Annotated in this window: 16 protein-coding genes and 3 pseudogenes; 9 read left to right on the top strand and 10 right to left on the bottom strand. The window is 66.5% G+C overall.

The window, feature by feature from the left end; translation table 11 throughout:
- Positions 1-20 precede the first annotated feature (20 nt).
- The 4 genes from AS97_RS45425 (at position 21) to AS97_RS45410 (ending at position 3,154) form a co-directional block, all read left to right on the top strand.
- Positions 21-605, top strand: coding sequence for a CGNR zinc finger domain-containing protein (locus tag AS97_RS45425; RefSeq protein ID WP_059146853.1), 585 nt, complete (start codon positions 21-23; stop codon positions 603-605).
- Between the two features lie 777 nt (positions 606-1,382).
- Positions 1,383-1,820: a DoxX family protein gene (locus AS97_RS45420; protein ID WP_210566980.1), complete on the top strand. Its 438-nt coding sequence runs from the start codon at positions 1,383-1,385 to the stop codon at positions 1,818-1,820.
- Positions 1,821-2,180: 360 nt separating this feature from the next.
- Entirely contained in the window at positions 2,181-2,348 is a 168-nt protein-coding gene (locus AS97_RS45415; protein ID WP_161500364.1) for a hypothetical protein, read from the top strand.
- Positions 2,349-2,359: 11 nt separating this feature from the next.
- Complete coding sequence (locus AS97_RS45410) at positions 2,360-3,154, top strand: SDR family NAD(P)-dependent oxidoreductase (protein ID WP_210566979.1); 795 nt, start codon at positions 2,360-2,362, stop codon at positions 3,152-3,154.
- Here AS97_RS45410 and AS97_RS45405 read toward each other — a convergent pair.
- From AS97_RS45405 to AS97_RS45395, 3 genes are all read right to left on the bottom strand, one after another.
- Positions 3,114-3,398, bottom strand: a complete 285-nt coding sequence (locus tag AS97_RS45405) for a hypothetical protein (protein WP_210566978.1) — start codon at positions 3,396-3,398, stop codon at positions 3,114-3,116. The genes AS97_RS45410 and AS97_RS45405 overlap by 41 nt on opposite strands.
- A 694-nt stretch (positions 3,399-4,092) precedes the next feature.
- Positions 4,093-5,100, bottom strand: a complete 1,008-nt coding sequence (locus tag AS97_RS45400; protein ID WP_210566977.1) for an IPT/TIG domain-containing protein — start codon at positions 5,098-5,100, stop codon at positions 4,093-4,095.
- A 277-nt stretch (positions 5,101-5,377) separates the two neighbouring features.
- Positions 5,378-5,815, bottom strand: a complete 438-nt coding sequence (locus AS97_RS45395; RefSeq protein ID WP_210566976.1) for an Ig-like domain-containing protein — start codon at positions 5,813-5,815, stop codon at positions 5,378-5,380.
- A gap of 20 nt (positions 5,816-5,835) precedes the next feature.
- Between AS97_RS45395 and AS97_RS45390 the strand changes: the two genes are divergently transcribed.
- Together AS97_RS45390 and AS97_RS45375 are read left to right on the top strand one after the other, a co-directional pair.
- On the top strand, positions 5,836-6,000 hold the full coding sequence (locus AS97_RS45390; protein WP_210566975.1) for a hypothetical protein: 165 nt from the start codon (positions 5,836-5,838) through the stop codon (positions 5,998-6,000).
- A 1,400-nt stretch (positions 6,001-7,400) separates the two neighbouring features.
- A pseudogene (locus AS97_RS45375) lies at positions 7,401-7,652 on the top strand (STAS domain-containing protein); the annotation flags it as partial.
- A 112-nt stretch (positions 7,653-7,764) separates the two neighbouring features.
- On the opposite strand, the gene AS97_RS45370 reads toward AS97_RS45375, so the two are convergent.
- The 3 genes from AS97_RS45370 to AS97_RS45360 are packed head-to-tail and all read right to left on the bottom strand — an operon-like array spanning position 7,765 to position 9,360.
- Positions 7,765-8,589 carry a hypothetical protein gene (locus AS97_RS45370; RefSeq protein ID WP_210566973.1) on the bottom strand — a complete coding sequence of 275 codons (825 nt, stop codon included), beginning with the start codon at positions 8,587-8,589 and terminating at the stop codon, positions 7,765-7,767.
- 1 nt (position 8,590) lies between these two features.
- A complete protein-coding gene (locus AS97_RS45365) occupies positions 8,591-9,175 on the bottom strand; it encodes a sigma-70 family RNA polymerase sigma factor (protein WP_247204721.1) in 585 nt (194 codons plus the stop codon).
- On the bottom strand, positions 9,172-9,360 hold the full coding sequence (locus tag AS97_RS45360; protein ID WP_059146861.1) for a hypothetical protein: 189 nt from the start codon (positions 9,358-9,360) through the stop codon (positions 9,172-9,174). Before AS97_RS45360 ends, AS97_RS45365 begins: the two co-directional genes overlap by 4 nt.
- A gap of 651 nt (positions 9,361-10,011) precedes the next feature.
- Between AS97_RS45360 and AS97_RS48300 the strand changes: the two are divergent.
- Positions 10,012-10,700: pseudogene (locus tag AS97_RS48300) on the top strand (IS5 family transposase); the annotation flags it as partial.
- Between the two features lie 537 nt (positions 10,701-11,237).
- Positions 11,238-13,019, top strand: a complete 1,782-nt coding sequence (locus AS97_RS45350; RefSeq protein WP_185929671.1) for a reverse transcriptase/maturase family protein — start codon at positions 11,238-11,240, stop codon at positions 13,017-13,019.
- Positions 13,020-13,233: 214 nt separating this feature from the next.
- Here AS97_RS45350 and AS97_RS45345 read toward each other — a convergent pair whose 3' ends face one another.
- The 4 genes and pseudogenes from AS97_RS45345 to AS97_RS45330 form a co-directional block, all read right to left on the bottom strand.
- A complete protein-coding gene (locus AS97_RS45345) occupies positions 13,234-13,638 on the bottom strand; it encodes a hypothetical protein (RefSeq protein WP_210566971.1) in 405 nt (134 codons plus the stop codon).
- A gap of 343 nt (positions 13,639-13,981) precedes the next feature.
- Complete coding sequence (locus AS97_RS45340; RefSeq protein WP_059149209.1) at positions 13,982-14,359, bottom strand: hypothetical protein; 378 nt, start codon at positions 14,357-14,359, stop codon at positions 13,982-13,984.
- A 469-nt stretch (positions 14,360-14,828) separates the two neighbouring features.
- A pseudogene (locus AS97_RS45335) lies at positions 14,829-15,149 on the bottom strand (peptide deformylase); the annotation flags it as partial.
- Positions 15,150-15,155: 6 nt separating this feature from the next.
- Positions 15,156-16,148 carry an AraC family transcriptional regulator gene (locus tag AS97_RS45330; RefSeq protein WP_210566970.1) on the bottom strand — a complete coding sequence of 331 codons (993 nt, stop codon included), beginning with the start codon at positions 16,146-16,148 and terminating at the stop codon, positions 15,156-15,158.
- Positions 16,149-17,101: 953 nt separating this feature from the next.
- Here AS97_RS45330 and AS97_RS45325 point away from each other — a divergent pair.
- On the top strand, positions 17,102-17,596 hold the full coding sequence (locus tag AS97_RS45325) for a hypothetical protein (protein WP_210566969.1): 495 nt from the start codon (positions 17,102-17,104) through the stop codon (positions 17,594-17,596).
- Positions 17,597-17,615: the final 19 nt, after the last annotated feature.

The raw sequence follows: 17,615 nt of genomic DNA, 5'->3' as shown, positions 1-17,615 counted from the left end.
GCAGTGAGGAGATACGTCAAATGCAGGATGCGTATCACAGCCCATTGGTGGTCCAGACGGCCGTCGACCTGGCCAACACCTTGAGGCCGATCAAGGGAGAGGACGCGCTCGAGACCGTGGAGCAGCTCCGGGACTTCCTTGACGACCATCCCGCGGCCGAGCCTCCGAGTTCGGCCGCGAACCAAGGGACCGGTCCGCGGCATCTCACCCGCGCCGACCTGGCGGAAGTCCGCGCGTTGCGCGAGACGGTGCGTGAGGTGCTCGAACGGGCGAACGCGGACGCGGCCGAAGCTGCGGCTCTGATCAACGACGGTCTGCGTCGCAGCCGCGCCACCCCGGTACTGCGCCACGAGGACGACCGCTGGTGGACCGAGGTGACCTCCGACACCGACCGCTGCTCGGCGCACCTTGCCGCGGCTACGCTCAGCGCGCTGGCCTCCGTGATCGCCACGCTCGGTCCCGCTCGTCTCGGCGTATGTGCCGGGCCGACCTGCCGGGCCACTTTCGTGGACCTCTCGCGCAACGGCTCGAAGCAGTACTGCACCCGAACCTGCGCACACCGGGCCAGCGTCGCGGCCTACCGGAGTCGGCGCAGCCCGCGTTGAGCGCCGGCACCTGAGCGAGATCAGCCCGGCGAGCGCTTCGACGTCTGGCTGATCGATCTGCTCCACACCAACTACGCTCCCCAAGGTCTCTTGCCCTTCAAAAGCGACGACGGCGAGGAGCAACACATCGGGCTCGACGTTTCGGCCCAAGACCTTCGCGTGATCCGACGGGCAATTCTCGACCTCGACGAGTTCCAAGCAACGGCGGATCTCAAGCAAGGTTGAGCCGAGCCATGGGTCTGGTGACGGAAGCAGGCCCCGAGCACCCATGCAACACAGCAGGACTTGACACGGCAGAAGGGTGGCCAAGGACCCGGCACTGCACCCGATCAGCCGTTCAAGATCCCGGGATCGCAAACAGCTACTCACTCTGCGCTACACGCCACCTCGCCGTAGCCAGACCGCCCGCCGCTCAACGGCAAGGCATCGGATAGCTATACGACAGGCGTGGCGGACCATCACTCGAACAGTCCGGCCGAGAGCAACGTCCCGGGCCAGGGCTGCTAACGACTGATCAGCAATACGAGAACAGGGCCATGTCACAAGGGCACCGCCCACCGTGCCACCGGCGCGGACCGCCAGCGCACCAAGGGGCTGTGCCGAGGCGCATCACGCACAGGTGCCGAGCATGCCGGTCAACGCGGCAACGCTGCTTCGCCCCGCGGTCAAAGGACCGCGGGGCGAAGGCATCCGGGAGCGATGAACTTTGCCCGCGATCGCAGTCATACAGGTGACCGCGCTTGCCGCGCACTGCCCACCGACATTCAAGGACCCATCATGACCACTGCCACCACCCACACCACCTCCGCCGCTCCAGCGCCGGGGGTCTCCCGCCGGACCGGTGTCGCGCTGTGGGCCACCCAGATCACCCTCGCCCTCTTCTTCGCTGTCGCCAGCGGCTTCCCGAAGCTGGCCGGGATAGCGGCTGCCGCCGAGTCATTTGACCGGATCGGCTACGGCGACTGGTTCATGTACCTGGTCGGCGGCCTGGAAGTGGCGGGCGCCATCGGCCTGCTGGTCCCACGCCTGGCCGGCCTCGCCGCCCTGGCCCTGACCGGACTCATGGCAGGCGCCGAGATCTTCCTGTGGGCCTATCTGGACACCACCTACTGGTACACCCCGCTCATCCTCGCCGCGATCCTCGGCTGGATCGCCTACGGCCGCCGCCGGGCGACAGCCGCACTCTTCCGACAGCTCCCGCACCGCGCCCGGTGAGCCGGGTTGCGGGCCGAGGGACATGAGGTCCGCGACGAGGACGTCGCCCGGCTCCCGCACGGCTTCAAGCCCTACCTTCACGAACGGTGGGCCGAGGGCTGCACGAACGCGTGGACCCTCTGGGAGGAGATCAAGGCTCACGGATCCGCCGGCGGATACGGAACCGTTCGCGCATACCTTGTCGCTTTCCGCAGAGCCACCTCGGCGGACACTCGCCCACCTACACCTCGGACGGTCACCAGGTGGATCCTCACTCACCCCGATGCCCTCCCGGAGACTGACCGGCTCAAACTCAAGTCCGTCCTGTCACACTGCCCTGAATTAGACGCTCTGACCAGGCATGTCCGTTCCTTCGCCCAGATGCTCGCTCAGCTCCAGGGCGACCGACTCCTCGAATGGATCGCGGCGGTCCGCACTGACGACTTGCCCAGCATGCACACCTTCGTCAACGGTCTCGAACGTGATCTCGACGCCGTCATCGCGGGCCTCGCTCTGCGGTCGGCACCGGCTGTCACAGGCGTGGTCTAGCCTCCCGAAGTATGGACCTGGACCTTGCGGGACGACGGGCGATGGTGACGGGGAGCAGCGGGGGCATCGGTGCCGCCGTGGCCGAGCGGCTGGTCGATGAAGGGTGCGCGGTGTTGGTGCATGGCCGCGACCCTGCGCGTGTCGGCGAGGTTGCAGCGCGGCTTCGTGCTGTCGGCGGAGTAGTGGGCGTCGCCCTGGGAGACCTTGCTGATGAGGACGCCGCCGGGGCGGTGGCCGAGCAGGCCCTCGAGTGGGGTGTGGAGATCTTGGTCAACAACGCCGGCCCCTTCTCCGAGCATGACTGGGAAACTGCGGAGCCGGCGATGTGGTTGGACGCGGTGAACGGGAACGTCGTGTCCGCGGTGCGGCTCATCCGGGCCCTGGTGCCTGGGATGCGCGAGCGCGGGTGGGGGCGGGTGGTGAATGTAGGCAGCCGGGCCGCGACGACTCCATTGCCGAACATGGTCGAGTATTCGGCGGCGAAGGCAGCGGTGGTCAACATGACGACCAGCCTGGCCCAACATCTGGCCGGATCCGGCATCACCGCGAACACGGTGAGCCCCGGTGTGATCGTCACGGACGGCATGCGACAGATGTTCGAAGACGGAGCGGCCGCACGAGGCTGGCCCGGACAATGGCCGGAGCTGGAACCGCTGGTGGTGGCCGAGTACGCCCCGAACCCGGCGGGCAGGCTCGGCACCGCGGCCGATATCGCGGCAGCGGTCGCGTTTCTCGTCAGCCCGCTGGCCGGCTACATCAACGGAATCAACCTGCGCGTCGACGGGGGCATCGCATCGGTGCCGTAACGGCCTCGTCGAGCAACTCACTGAGCGTGCCCGCACCACAGAAGTTGGGCCAGAACCCCACCAGCTCCTTGAGGGCCGGCGCGGTGCCCAGGACCTGCTGGTAGTACGCGAGGGTGACGCGGTCGCGGCCCGCCTCGCGGGCCTCCTTCAGCAAGGTGCGGAGCTTGGCCCAGCCCTCGTCCGCCGGTATGCCGCCTGGCCTGGGCCGGGCGCCCTCACGCAGCGTGCTGTAGCTGACGTGCATGGTGCCTTCGGCGATTAACTGGCATATCGCCGGGGTGGCCATGCGGGCGGTGTGGCGGTATTCCCCCGCAGGCGGGCGCGAGCCCGATCCGACCGCAGAACTCCTCGAAGACACTGTCGTTGTTCAGTCCGGCGACCGCCAGCAGCTTCTCGCCGAGCGACAGCCTGTTGTCGCGGCCTTCGTCCATGAGGCGACCGGCCTTCGCGGACGTCCTCATCGGTGCAGGTCATGTCATGGTCCCATCAGAGATCAACTCAGACGGGCACGTATCGTAATCATATGAACGCGCCTCGCGAACGGTCCCAAACACCGTGCCGATTCCGCGATATGACGGCTCATCGACGCTGACCAGCCGCTTCAAGCACGGACTCCCGTCACAGCTTCACCCTTTCGGGTGAAGCTGTGACGGGAGTCCGGAAGGGCGCCGTGGAGGGCCGGCCAAAAGGTCGCAGGTCCGGCATAGGGGCCCTCGGCTATGCAGGGTCCGTGCCGCTGGCCGGGGCCGGGCCGTTGGGAACGGCGGTGCGGCAGGTCTCGCAACGGGCCTGCATCCACACGCGCTGTCCGTCGCCCCGCAGGCAGATACCCGACCTTGACGACCTCGGTGCGGCAGGAGCCGTCCCCTTGTCGTACCGGAGGCTTCGCAGAGCTTGATAGTGCCGCGCAACGGGCCGGTGGGTCTTGGGCCATGTCCTCAACCGCCAGGCGGGGCCTGGTAGGTGAAGGCACCTGGGTCGGTCGCGGTGCCGCCGGGCGTGGTGACGGTCATGTCGGCGGGTCCTGCGGGGCTGGGGGGCGTGATCGCGGTGACTGTGTTGCTGTCGATGACGCCGAAGTGGGCCGGGTTTCCGCCGAAGGTCACCGCCTTGGTGTCGGCCAGGTTGGTGCCGTTGATCGTGATCGTGTCACCGCCGTTGGTGGAGCCGGACGATGGGCTGAGGCCGCTGATCGTCGGGGTCGTGTCGTAGGTGAACGACAGGTTTCCTGCGACGCCGCCTGCGGTGGTCACCTTGACCTGGACCGAGCCCGGCGCTGCTCTGGCCGGGGGCACCGCCGTGACCTGGCTGTCGGACACCACGGCGAAGGAGGTGGCCGGGATCCCGCCGAAGGTGACGGCGGTGGTGGTGTACAGGTTCTGGCCCGTGATCGTCACCGCTGTCCCCCGGGCCAGGGGCCCGGCGACCGGGTTGATGCCGGAGGTGAAGGGCGCGGGGTTGTAGTAGAAGTACGCCGGGGCGCTGGCGGTGCCTTTCGCCATTACCACGACGTGGACCTCTCCACCCCCGGCTGGGCTGACCGCCTGCAGGTGGGTCGCGGACAGCTGTGTGAAGGACCTGGCTGCTGTGCAGCCGAACAGCACCGAGTTGGCACCGGCGAGGCCCATGCCGTAAATGTCCACGACCGTCCCCCCGCCGGTCGGCCCCTGAGTCGGGCTCAGCGTCAAGCCACTGCCGTAGGAGTAGCCGGCGGTGGCGCTGCCATTGGCGTTGGTGACGGTGACGGTCACCGACCCCGCCGGGTGCGTGGGCGCGGTCGCGGTGATCTGCTCATCGGAGTTGATCGTGAAGGTGGCGCTGTTGCCGTCGAAGGTCACGCTGGTGACTGCGGGGGTGTTGAAGTTCTTCCCCTTGAGTACCACCGGGTTGCCGCCGGCGGTTGTGCCGGACAACGGGCTGAGACTGGTGATCGTGGGCGCTACCATCGCCGGTGCCTCCTTACCTGCGAAAGAGTTCGATAAAGGCGGCCTGTCCACGACCTGTGATCGCTCGCAACGCAATCCCAGGTGAATGTGTGCAACCTGGTCCTCAGGCGGAAAGAGCAGTGTCAACATCACTTTGCGTGGATGCTCTGCCCCTTGCCGAGACACATCGCAGGAGCCACGACCGCACCCGTCGGGGGGCTCGGAAAAGGCAGCGGGCGCGTGGACAAGTCGTTGGTCCACCCGATGGCCTGAACCGCAAGGGCTGTCGCCGTCCGATTCAGGGGTTGACCTGCTGCGTGACGAGGGCGGCGCTGGATGTGGTGTAGCGGAAGCTGTCCTGGAAGCTGGCGCCGAGTGTGTGGGTTCCTGCGGTGAGTGAGGAGGCCGTCGTAGTCGCCACCCCGCGGTAGTCCACCGAAACGGCGGCCAGCACGGTGGAGTCCACGGTGAAGGTGACGGTGCCGACGGGGATTCCGCCTGCAGGCGGTATGGCGGTGACGTTGGCGGTCAACGTGACCGACTGCCCCAGTGCGGACGGGTTCGGGGTGGACGTCAGTGTCGTCTTTGTGGCACCGGCGTTGACCCGTTGGATGACCGTCCCGCTTTCCGAGCCGGCGAAGTTCATGTCGCCGTTGTAGATCGCGATCAGCGGGTGTGTGCCGACTTCTGGTGCCTGGAATTCGGTGTGGGCTGTTCCAGCCTGGTTGAGCGGCACGTTCGATGCCGAATCCGTCGATGAAGAAATCCACCGTCCCGGTTGGCGTTTGCGACGTGGCGGACGTGGGGGTGACGGTGGCTGATGCGGTGATCGGCTGGTGGAACACCGACGGGTTCGGGTTGCTGGTCAGTGCGGTGGCGGTGGCAGCACGGGTGGTCGGCCCGATCAGCGCGACGCTGTGATGGAACCCCGCGGCGACGGCGAGCACGTTGTTCACACCCGGCGGGATGTCGAGCTGGCGGTTAACGTTGGATCCCCAACCCACCAGCGTGCCATCCACTCTGATCGCCAGAATGTGATAGCCGCCGGCATTGAAAGCGCTGACACCGCACGTGGAGGGGATGGTCGTCTCACCGTTTTGGTCGCTGCCCCATCCGAAGAGGGTCTGGTCGGCCAGCAGCACGAGGCTGCCGAACCGGGTGCAACTGACGCCAATCGAGGCCGGCAGGCACCGCGGGAGCGTCGATTGGCCATACCGGTTCCACCCCCACGCGACGACCGTCCCATCGGATTTCACGGCCACGCTGTGATGCCCGCCCGCATCGATGGCCACGACGTCAGTCAGGCCCGATGGGACATCCACCTGCCCCATCAGATCGCTGCCCCAGGCGACGACCGTGCCGTCCGAGCGCAGCGCCATGCTGTGGGTCGAGCCTGCGGCCACCGCCACGACTCCGGTCAGGCCCTGCGGTACGGTCGCCTCCCCATTGGTGTTGCTGCCCCAGGCGACGACCGTGCCGTCTGATATCGATGCCAGATTGTGGTCACGGTGCGTTGCGATCGCGACCACATGGCCCAAGCCCGCCGGGATGTCGGTCTGGCCGCTGTCATTGCGTCCCCAGGCCGTCACTGTGCCATCGGGCTGCAACGCCAGTGTATGGAACTGCCCCGCGGCCACCGCCACCACATCGGTCAAACCCGACGGAACTGCGGTCTGACCGTAGGTGTCATCACCCCAGGCGACCACCGTGCCGGTCACCGGAGGACCCGTCGCCAATCGTCTCGCCGTCCACCGCTCATCGGTCTGCAAGGACATTCACGCCTCATTCCACAGCACGAACCGCCCGAGTATCAGGCACCGGACGGCCCCGGTGCGGCAGCCGCAATTTGTACGGCACCGATACGCCCGCTTCCGGCTGCACGGGACTTGAAGGAGCCACGGTCGCCGTCTTGTCAGAGGTTGCAGCCGTCAGCCTGGCTCTCGTTCCGGGCAAGGCCCCGGCTACTTGTCGATCTACCTTGCTGCGGCCACGGGTGGGAGGAAGACGGGCTCGGTGCCGCCCTATCGCCATCCTCCTGGCGTTCTTCGCCGACTATTCCAATGTTCCGCGCGGGGGCAGTTACCGCCAATCACCCGAATGGGTGACGGACTGAGCGCATTAGAGCAAATCGGATCTTCTTCGATCCGTGCGGCGCGTGGTCATTCGGACAGGGCCTCATGGTGGGCACCCTCAGAAACCCGAATCTCACGCCGCGTCGGCGGGCATGCACCACCGACTTGCCTCATGTGCCTCAAAGGCATGTATCGCTCTGACCTAGCTCATTGCTGGACAGCACTAGATAACGGCGAGAGCTTGACCTTGTCACCGCCGCAGATGTGCGTGAAGCCCTCCAGAGGGTCGTCGGCGAGAAGCGTGTCGTGGTCATCGACCTCAGAGGGCTGACGTTCTGCGACTGCGCGGGGCTGAGCGCGCTCCTGGCCGCTGCCCGCACCGCTCAAGCCGGTGACGTCGAGCCGCGGCTATGCGCCGTCCCGCATTTCCTCGCCCGCATCCTGCGGCTGTCCGGCACACACGGCGCCTTCACCATCGAAGAGCGGCACGGCCAGACATAGAGCCGATCAGTGGCTCTCGTTAGCTCCTCGCGGGCACGGCCCGGGAGCCGTACCCGCCGCTGCCCGCTCAGCGGTTCTCGCGGCAGCTGTGTGCACCCGTGGGGGTCTTGGCTCAGGGGGACGATGCCGCGCAGTCCTCCAGCCGGGCGGCGAGTTCGAAGGAGGCTTTGGGGATGGCGCCGTAGTCGGCGTCGGATTTGCTCTCCAGGCGCTGAACGGCCACGGCGAGTGACTGGCACAGCGGCTGGTCGGCGAGGGCTGGGTTGTCCACGACGCGCGTGCTGGCCGCGACGCCGGAGTGCAGGATCGCCATGGTGCGGTTGATCATGGACTGGGGGGTGTACCAGCTGCCGCGGTGTCCCTGGCTGGGAGGCCGGCGCAGGAGGCCGGCCAGGTCGTCACTGGGGCTGGTCTGGTTCTCCAGGTGCTCCAGGCAGGCGGCTTCGTGTGCCCAGTGCTCGGCATCGCGGAGTTCTCCGCGCTGCATGTGCATCAGATACAGGCACAGTGCCGCGGTGGCGCTTCCGGCACCGGCGGAGAACTGCCACCAAAACTGTGCTCCCTCCCTGTCCGCCAGGTGCAGCAGGCAAGCGAAGATCAGCGCGCTGGCGGGCTCGGCGCGGCAGGACTGCGCCAGAAGCGCGATGTGGTGAGCGGCCCGGGAGTCGCGGATCACCAGGGTGGACAGCTTGCGCAGATCCTGTGCGGCCTGTTCGTGCTGGGCCGTGCACAAGGGGGTGCGGTGGCGGGGGGCGTCCTCGGGAAGCCAGGGCTTGACCCGCTGAGCGGAGGACTCCAGCAGTAGCGCGCTGCGCCACCAGGTGTCGGCGACCTCGCGTTCGATCCGCAGACGTGAGGCCGCATTGTCCTCATCGTCGTACTCATGCTGAAGGACCTCGGCATCGGCCAGGAGTTCATCGAGGCTGCGCGGTGTCATGTCACTCCTCATCGTCGCAGTCCGTATCGAACCCTATGCCCAGTTCCCGGGCGATCTTCCGGCGCGCGAAGTGGCAGTGCGAACGCACTGTGGCCTCTGTGACTCCCATGATGCGGGCGACGGTGTCGGTGGAGGAGCCAAGGACGTAGCGGAGCACCATCACGTCGAACTGCCGCTCGGGCAGCCTGGCTATCGCCGGATACAGACCCAGAGCGCTTTCGATGACCTCGAATTCCTGGCGGCTGGACTCCAGCACCGCGCGCACCACGAGTTGCAGCATGGCCGTCTCGGGCACCGCGGGTTTGCGGCCCTGGATCCGCAGCTCCCCGGCGACACTCTCCTTGAGCAGAGCCCAGGCGGAGGCGGCGGGGTTCGCCTCCTCCATCAGGTGGGCCCAGTTCATCGCCAGGTGCATCAGCACCTGGTGGACCAGCTCACCGGCCGCGTGCGGATCACCCAGATGCACGTGGGCGTAGCGGCGGTAGGCACGGTAGTACTGGTCGTGGAACGCCCAGAATGCCTTCGGCAGTTGTGGCAGCGGCACCATCAGGGCGGGCTTGGACTGCGACGTGTGCTGGTCGTTCACTCCGGGCCACCGTCCTCGCGGGCAGCGCAGGCAGCCGGGGTGTCGTCGCGGCGTTCCACCAAGGCCGCGGCCCCCACACGCACCCCGGCCCCGAGCAGCCGGCAGGCCAGTGCCACGGCGTCCGGGGTGAATACGCGCAGCGCGATAGCCGAAGCCAGCACGCGGTTGGCGACATCGTGAGTCACGAGTGCAAGACCCTTCTGGTCAACAAAGGTGAGCAGCGCCTGGTCCCCCCTCGGGGCGCTGGAGAGCGTCCTTGCCCTCGATCACCAGCTAATCGACCACGAGGCCCAAACGTTGAACGGCACACTCGAGATTTTTATACGCGAAGCAACCGGGCGGTTACTCTCGTTCGAATCTGTTCCCGACTGCACGCCGACGGCTCCCAAGGTCACGCCCTCACGGAGGGTGCGACAGATGCCTTCACCTGCACCCTTTACCCACCGATGACAATGCCGTTCTAACGACAACTAACCATCGTTAATCGCACTCCACTTGCGTCTCACCAAAGCCGCGTGTTCCAGATCACAGATGCGACGTGCGGCGACCTGCAAACGTCCCCGCCAGCCCTCCCCGCCCGGCCGGGCAGACAACGCGGGCCGGGCCAGCGAGGAGACTGGCGAGCGGCTGCTACACCGCAGCCCGGCCGTAGGCATGGAATCGCAGGAACACGCAGATCAGACCAGACGTCAGGCCCGTCTCGGGCAAGCCGCACGTCAGTCGGTCAGCGGCTGGCCTGGCCGGTTTCGGCCTGAAGAACCACTGCACTTAGAACTCCTAACGAAATGATCTTCGAGGTGGTTGGATCGCTCCTGGACCGTTGATCGGGGTGTGGGGTGGCTCGGCCGAAGCCGTGGGAAGTCAATGACGAGTTGTGGGCGTTGATCGAACCGCTGTTGCCCAAGGTCGAGCGTCGGGCCCGGCATCCGGGACGGAAGCGGCATCCGGACCGGCTGGTGTTCCAGGGCATCCTGTTCGTGCTGCATACCGGGATGGCCTGGGAACATCTGCCGCAGGAGCTCGGCTTCGGTTCGGGCATGACGTGCTGGCGGCGGCTGGCCGAGTGGACCGAGGCCGCCGTGTGGCCCCGGCTCTACGAAACGCTCTTGGCCAAGCTCCGCAGCGCGGATGCCCTGGACTTCTCCCTGACGGCGGTCGACGGCTCCCACGTCAGAGCGCTAAAAGGGGCTCCAAGACAGGACGAAGCCCCGTCGACCGGGGCAGGACGGGCAGCGAGCACCACTTGATCACCGATGCCGCCGGCATCCCGCTCGCCGTCACCCTGACCGGCGGCAACCGCAATGACGTCACCCAGCTCGTCCCCCTGCTCCAGGCAGTGCCGCCAGTGCGGGGCAAGCGTGGCCGACCCCAGCGCCGCCCCGACGTCGTGCTCGGTGACCGTGGCTATGACCACGACAAGTACCGCCGCCTCGTCCGCGCGCTGGGAGTGAAGCCGCTGATCGCACGACGCGGCACCGAACCCGGCTCCGGACTCGGCACCAGGCGCTGGGTGGTCGAGCGTGCCTTGTGCGCCACGAGGCGCTCTGTTTGTATCCCCGGCTCAGCTGGGAGGAACTCGGAAGGAGGTTCCTGGGCCGAATGACTTACCTGGATCCGAAAGGTGAAGGGGACAACAGCATGTCAGAAAACCAGTGACCGGGCTCAGTTGTCAGGGACGGTGTGCTGGGCGGCCCGCGTGATATGGCGAAGACTGGATTGTTTGAAGCCCAATCTCCAGAAGATGCAAGTTCTCATCCGCCGGAAAGACGACTGAAACCGGCGCCGTGCTCTGCCCTGGATTCGAAGGTTGTCCGGTGCACTTCCGGAGCTCGGAGCGATGTCCAGCGAGGGCATTCAAGGAGATGAGTGGGACGCCTAAGTAGCGCTAGAACGTGCAGACAGGGACGAACGTGGGATCGCCTACGGGATGCGAGTCCTATGGCGACGGAGGCCCCGTAGTAGTCGCCGGAGTAACGACCGGCCAGGGAGGACGGGAAAGCCGTCCGCATCGGGCGAAGGGGGCCAGGTGATTCGGACACCACAGAGTCGGGAGGTATGCGAAATGCAGAACGCCGAAACGGTGCTGGGTGTCCTGCGTGAACGCGGCAGGTGTGGCCTGCCGTGCAATGAACTGTATCGGCAACTGTTCAACCCGCAGTTGTATCTGCTGGCCTACGGGCGGATCTACGCCAACCATGGTGCGATGACGCCGGGGGTCACGTCGGAAACCGTGGACGGCATGTCACAGCGGAAGATCGACCGGATCATCGAGGCGATGCGTCACGAGCGCTACCGTTTCCATCCGGTCCGGCGTGTCCATATCCCGAAGAAGAACGGGAAGACGCGTCCGCTGGGGCTGCCGACCTGGTCGGACAAGCTCGTCGGTGAAGTGATTCGCCTGTTATTGGAGGCGTATTACGAGCCGATGTTCTCCGACCGCTCCCATGGATTCCGTCCCCGCCGTGGCTGCCATACCGCTCTGCGGGAGGTGGACCACACCTGGACTGGGACGTCCTGGTTCATCGAAGGGGACATCGCCGACTGCTTCGGCAGCCTGGACCATCAGGTGCTGCTGTCGATCCTCGGCGAGAAGATCCATGACCAGCGGTTTCTGAGGCTGGTGCGCAACATGCTGACAGCCGGATACCTGGAGGACTGGAAGTGGGGTGCCACGCTCTCCGGAGCGCCGCAAGGCGGAGTGGCCTCCCCAGTCCTGTCCAACATCTACCTGCACAAGCTGGACGAGTTTGTCGAGACAGTTCTGATTCCGGAGTACACCCGAGGGAAGCGCCGGGCCCGAAACCCGGCCTATCTGGAGGTGCAGAATCTGCTGGCGAAAGCCCGCCGGCGCGGCGACCGGGTCCAGGCCCGTGCGTTACGTCAGCGGATGGTCAGTCTGCCGAGCGCGGATCCCAACGATCCGGCATACCGCAGACTGCGCTACATACGCTATGCGGACGATCATCTCCTTGGTTTCACCGGACCAAAAGCCGAAGCCGAGCAGATCAAACAGCGCCTGGCCCAGTTCCTGCGTGACAAACTCAAACTGGAACTGTCCCAGGAAAAGACGCTGATCACTCATGCCCGCACCGGGGCAGCGAGGTTCCTCGGTTACGAAATCACGACCCAGCACAACGACACGAAGAAGACCGGCCGTTACCGACGGGTCAACGGCCAGATCGCTCTCCGTGTCCCACAGGACGTGGTCAAAGCCAAGTGCGCCCCCTATCTCGCCCGCGGAAACCCCGCGAAGAGGACGGCCCTGATCAACAGCAGCGATCACGCGATCGTGGCGACCTTCGGGACCGTTTACCGGGGCGTTGTCCAGTACTACCTGCTCGCCGGAGATGTCTTCCGGCTGCACCGGCTGCAATGGGTCATGGAAACCTCCATGCTCAAGACCCTAGCGGCCAAGCACCGTTCGTCGGTGTCGAAGATGGCAGCAAAGCACAAGGCCAGAATCGACACACCCAACGGGCCCCGAGTCTGTTTCGAGGCCCGTATCGAGCGGAATAACAGGAAACCACTGGTGGCACGGTTCGGTGGGATTCCCCTCCAGCGGCAGCGAGCGGCGGAACTCGCCGACCGCGAGCCGGTCCGGGTGGACTATCCACAAAAGGAACTCATCGCGAGACTCCTGGCGGACACCTGCGAGATCTGCGGAAGCAAGGGCAACGTGCAAGTGCACCACGTCCGTGCTCTCGCCGACCTCGCACATGCCGGATGGCAGCCACTCGACTGGGCGCGCGTCATGCTCCACCGGCGCCGCAAAACGGTCGTGGCCTGCGACGTTTGCCACGACCGCATCCACTCAGAACAGCCAGCCAGATCACTCACGCCGTAATCACTGGAGAGCCGGATGACTGGGAAACCGTCATGTCCGGTTCGGCGGGAGGCCGCGCGGAACAGGACTCGCCCACGGCGAGCACCTCGCCGCGCGGCCGACCCAACCGCCCCCTGCACTGGTTCCGCCGCCTGCGGATCCGCGGGGAGGTCCGCGACGACATCCACGAAGCCTTCCTCACCGTGGATGCGCGCTCATCTGCTGGCGACGCCTGTCACAGCAGGCCAGTGCCCTCGCCCTCCCCCATTAGCCGTTCCCTGACCGAAGGAGCACGGTCAAGGAGCCGCCTGACCCGCATCCCCTCTTCTCGTGAGGTCACCTTCGGCAGCGGGGTGAAGTCGTCAGGAATCACATCCAGCAGGCTCAGCACGCGGTCTCCCGCGCGCAGAGTGATCAACAGTTCGCACCGCAGGTGACGTGGAACGTCCGGTCGGTGGGACAAGCTGTGCCACAGGGCCGGCCACAGGTAGTGGGTGCCGTCAGGCGCCGCATTCGCTTGCACCCACGCCGGGTCCAACCGCTGGCTCAGGCCGAGGCCACCCGCCCGCTCCTCCAGTCTGAACAGCGAGGCCGATTCGATGACCTTCACCTCGCGAGGCAGCGGCTGTTCGAAGTCCATCGGCCCATGCTGCCCGACAGCCCCCACGCCGGGCAGCCGACCCCAAAGAGTCATTCCGTTAGGAGTTCTTAGGACAGTTGGCACGAACTTCCTGCGTGGAAGGTCCCGCCCTGGGGCAGCATACGCAACGAACTCGACTGACTACCCGCTGCGATGAAATGGGGATGATGGCCCGCCAGCCCAACCCGGACCTCACCAACACTTTGACGAAGCAGCGTCCGAGCCGGTATGCCGAAGGCATGCGGTATCCGGAGGGGGCGGTTTGACTCCGTGTGAACTCGCATCCGAAAGCCGCGGTCCGGCACAGGCTCCGCACCGGGCCACCGGGCCACCGGGCCAGGCGTCAGAAGCGGATGTACGGCGTGTAGTATGTGTCGGCGCTGACCTGCCAGCCAACGGCGCTGTAGCGGAAGCCCTTGGGGCAGGTCCGCAGGGCGGGAATGACGCCCGAGTTCGCGGCGAGGTTCGTCCGCACGGTGTAGAGCTTCTGTCCCTTGTCGCCGGCGCAGGTGATGCCGAAGCGTCCTTTCACCTTCTTGTTCGTGTTGTTCGTGAACTTCACGGTGAACTTGCCACCGGACTTGGTGATGCAGCGGCTGACCTTCTTGCCATTGCACTTCCAGTCGTACGCCTGCGACTGCGGCGCCGTGACGCTCATGACCGACACGGCGGCGGCAGTCGCCACCAGCAGGCTGGCGGCCCGCCGAGCTGTCTTCCTCATCGTTTCTCCTCGAAAGTGGCCGGGGTGGCGTCGGCAGCGACTCCGATCGGCGCGGCCGCCCCGATCGCGGCGGAGACTCGCCTCTTGATGCGCATGTCTCCCGTTCCTCCGCAAAGGCCGACCCGCCTGGCAACGGGACTGGGCAACGCATCACCAGAATGGCGGGAGAGCGTAGCCGCGTCGTCAGCAGACAGTCGCCAGTTTGTTGGCAGCCAGTCCACTCACGTGAGCGGATTCGGAGGTGAACTCCCGGTGAGGTAGACGGGAGAGGCGTGCGACGCCCGCCCGGCGTGGCAGGCTGGTAATTCGTTCGTGAGGGGACCACAACTCGCTCTACGGTGACCCGGTTCGGTATGGAGCTGCCCGGAGCGGGCGCCCGGCGTCGGCCGACGGCCTTGCCGGACTACACGCTGCGGCCGTGACCGGCTTCGAGGGCCGAGAGCAGCTGCTCACGCCGGACACTGTGACGGACGCGGTCCGGACGGGGGACGGACAGGCACCCTTCGAGTTCCTCCACCAGGCGGCGGCCGTCGGCGGATACTTCCTCAAGGACCGGGTTGGCAGTGTGCCCGACATGACGCATACCCCACTCGTCCGTGATGTCCCACACGAACAACTGCAGATCCACATCCACCCGGTTGGCGGCGAGCCCCGCGCCCTCCGCCACCTGGTTGGTGGCGAACATGTCGTCGATGAGCCTCGCAAGCTCTACCGTGCCGAACTCAGTCACCTCCCGGCAAAGGTCCCTCAGGGCCCGATTCGTCGGCGCACCCGATACCTGGTGACCCAGAGGTGATCAACAGCCGTCTGTCCGGCAATGCTGTGAACTCTGGTTACGGTAGTCCTTGGGTGGGATGCCGTAGGCGCTGCGGAAGGCGCGGGTGAAGTCGGATGCGCGTGGGAAGCCGCAGCGGGCGGCGATGGCGTGGATGGGTGTGGTGCGCTGAGCCGGGTCGGCGAGGTGGTGACGGGCGCGTTCCAGACGCTGGCGGCGGATCCAGGCCGCGACCGTTTCCTCTTCGTTCTGGAAGAGGCGGTGAAGGTAGCTGGTGGAGATGTGGTGCGCGGCAGCGATGGCGCGTGGGGTCAGGTGCGGGTCGTGCAGGTGCTGCTGGATGAAGGCGCGGATGCGTATGACGAGCGCCTGCTGGCGGGTTTCCGGTGGGAGCGAGTTGTCCGAGTCCAGGGCATGGGCGATCAGTGCGGACAACAGGTCGACCACGACGGTCCCGAGCCGGGGCCCATCGGTCGGCTGGTAGGAATCGGTGCTTTTTGCCAGCTGGGTGAGCAGTTGTGCCAGCAGGGAGCCGAACCCTTCCTGCGCTGACAGCCGCAGCCCGGTTACCTGGTCGAGCTGGTTACGGGGCAGTGGCAGCAGTGCTTTGGGGACCTCCAGCCCAACCCCCGTGTGCAGGCTGGCGTCGTCACCCCCGTGGATGTCGACGGGCCGCGAGGTGTCGACGACGCACAGACTGTCCGGACCGTAGACGGCCTCTTCCTCGCCCCGGACGGCGCGCAGCGCCCCGCTCAGAGGCAGAGAGATATGCAGCCCCTCGGGATCGGACTGCCGGATCAGTTTCGGCGTCCGTCGAAAGCACAGTGGCTGGAAGGCTGTCGGCCACACGGATACGGCACCGAGGTCCAGCAGGCGCTGGGAAGCCCGGAAATCCGCCCAGTGGTCACTGCGCAGCTCCAGTGGAGCATGGGTCTGGCCGACCAGTTCGCGCCAGCAGTCGAACCGGTCGGCCGGGGGCAAGTCCTCGCTGCGGAATACCCTCTCGATCAGCATCTCGTGTCCTCCCCGTCTTGCGAGTCCCTGAACGGTTCGCCTCTTGCCCCTTGATGAGGGCAAGGCAAGAGTGAACCATCCACAGATACACAACTGGTGAATGCCCTGGCGGAGGCGGTTCCACCTATCCGGGATGTCGGCCGTCCCTTGTCCGTCTGCTCGGTTCCGGTCTGAGCGGCGGGCCGCAGGGGCCGTCGTCGGCCAACGGGGCCTGACCGGCCCTGACAGGCCCCGTTTCTGGACCCCGTATCAGCAGGTCAACGACTATCGGACCGAAATGGGAAGCGGCCTCCTGCGCGAGCTGACGCAGACCGAAGTCGCGTGCTGATGGCCCGAGCCCAGACGGCAGGGACGAAGGACCTTGTCCGTCCCGGAGATTCTCGAGCTCGCCCCGGGTCAGGGTGAACGGTGGGGTACGGCCTTTCCACCCTTCCTGTGTGGCGTACACGAGACCGGGCGACGGCTGTTCTGCTCCATAGTCGGGCGCTGGGTTGGTGATGTCGTCCAGCAGCGTGTCGATGAGCTTGGCAAGCGCCCTCGGCCCTCCGCCGCCATAATCGGTGGTGTAGTTGCCTCCCTTCATCACCTTGGGGCGCCAGGAAGACGGCGCCGTTCTCGGTGCGCACCCAGACCGCACCGTGGCCGATGGTCAGGGTGGCGAGCGGGAGATGATGGGCAGGCGTTGCGGGGCGAGGGTTTCGATCCCTCCGTCGCGTGTGTGTACGGCAGGCATGTCGGTCAGCGGATCGATCATGCCGCACGGACGCCTCTGGGCGGGTTTGCGTGTCGGCGGCGTGCAGGCCGCCGCCGTAGCGGTCCTTCCACACCCACACCGTGATCGTGTCGGACTGCTCTGCTGTTCCGGTGCCCGCGTTCGCGCGCGGCTTCGACGACACCGGGTCCTTCCCCACGGTCCGTGCAGGAGCCGTCGGGGCGGGCGCGCCAGCCTGTGCGTGTTCCGCACGCTTTATCCAGCGGTCGATCTCCTGGTGCTGGGACACGGTGACGTACTTGCCCGCCTTGGCCGCCTCTTCGACGAGCAACTGCGCCTGGCTGTACAGCGTCGCTTTCGACGTGCGGCGCCGCGGACGGTGTCGCAGATCTCTCACGACCCGGCGCACCGTCTCGAAGGCGGCCCGCGCGGTCAGCTCCGCCAACTCCTCTTCTGCCCGTTCCATGGCTCGCTCTGCGTTCGCGGCTCCCTGCACTCGGGGCTGCGCGACCGCGAAGTCGACGGCGGCGCCCGCGATCCGGTCCTCGTCCTCGATGCGGTCGTGCGCGGCGGTCGCGTTGGCGCGGGCCAGCAGTTCTCGGGCCAGTTGGGCATTCCGGGTCGTGACGGCCTCGTCCAGGCGCGCGAACAGTCGCCCCGCTCTGATCGGCAGCTGTTTCACGGCGCTCGCGCGAAATTGACTCGCCATCCGGCAACACCCCGAGGAGATCAGTAGACAAGTGTCGGCCGCCGTC

This window comes from Streptomyces sp. AgN23 (genome assembly GCF_001598115.1).
GTDB classification, from domain to species: Bacteria; Actinomycetota; Actinomycetes; order Streptomycetales; family Streptomycetaceae; genus Streptomyces; species Streptomyces antimycoticus.
This window is presented reverse-complemented; position numbering and strand designations above follow the sequence as displayed.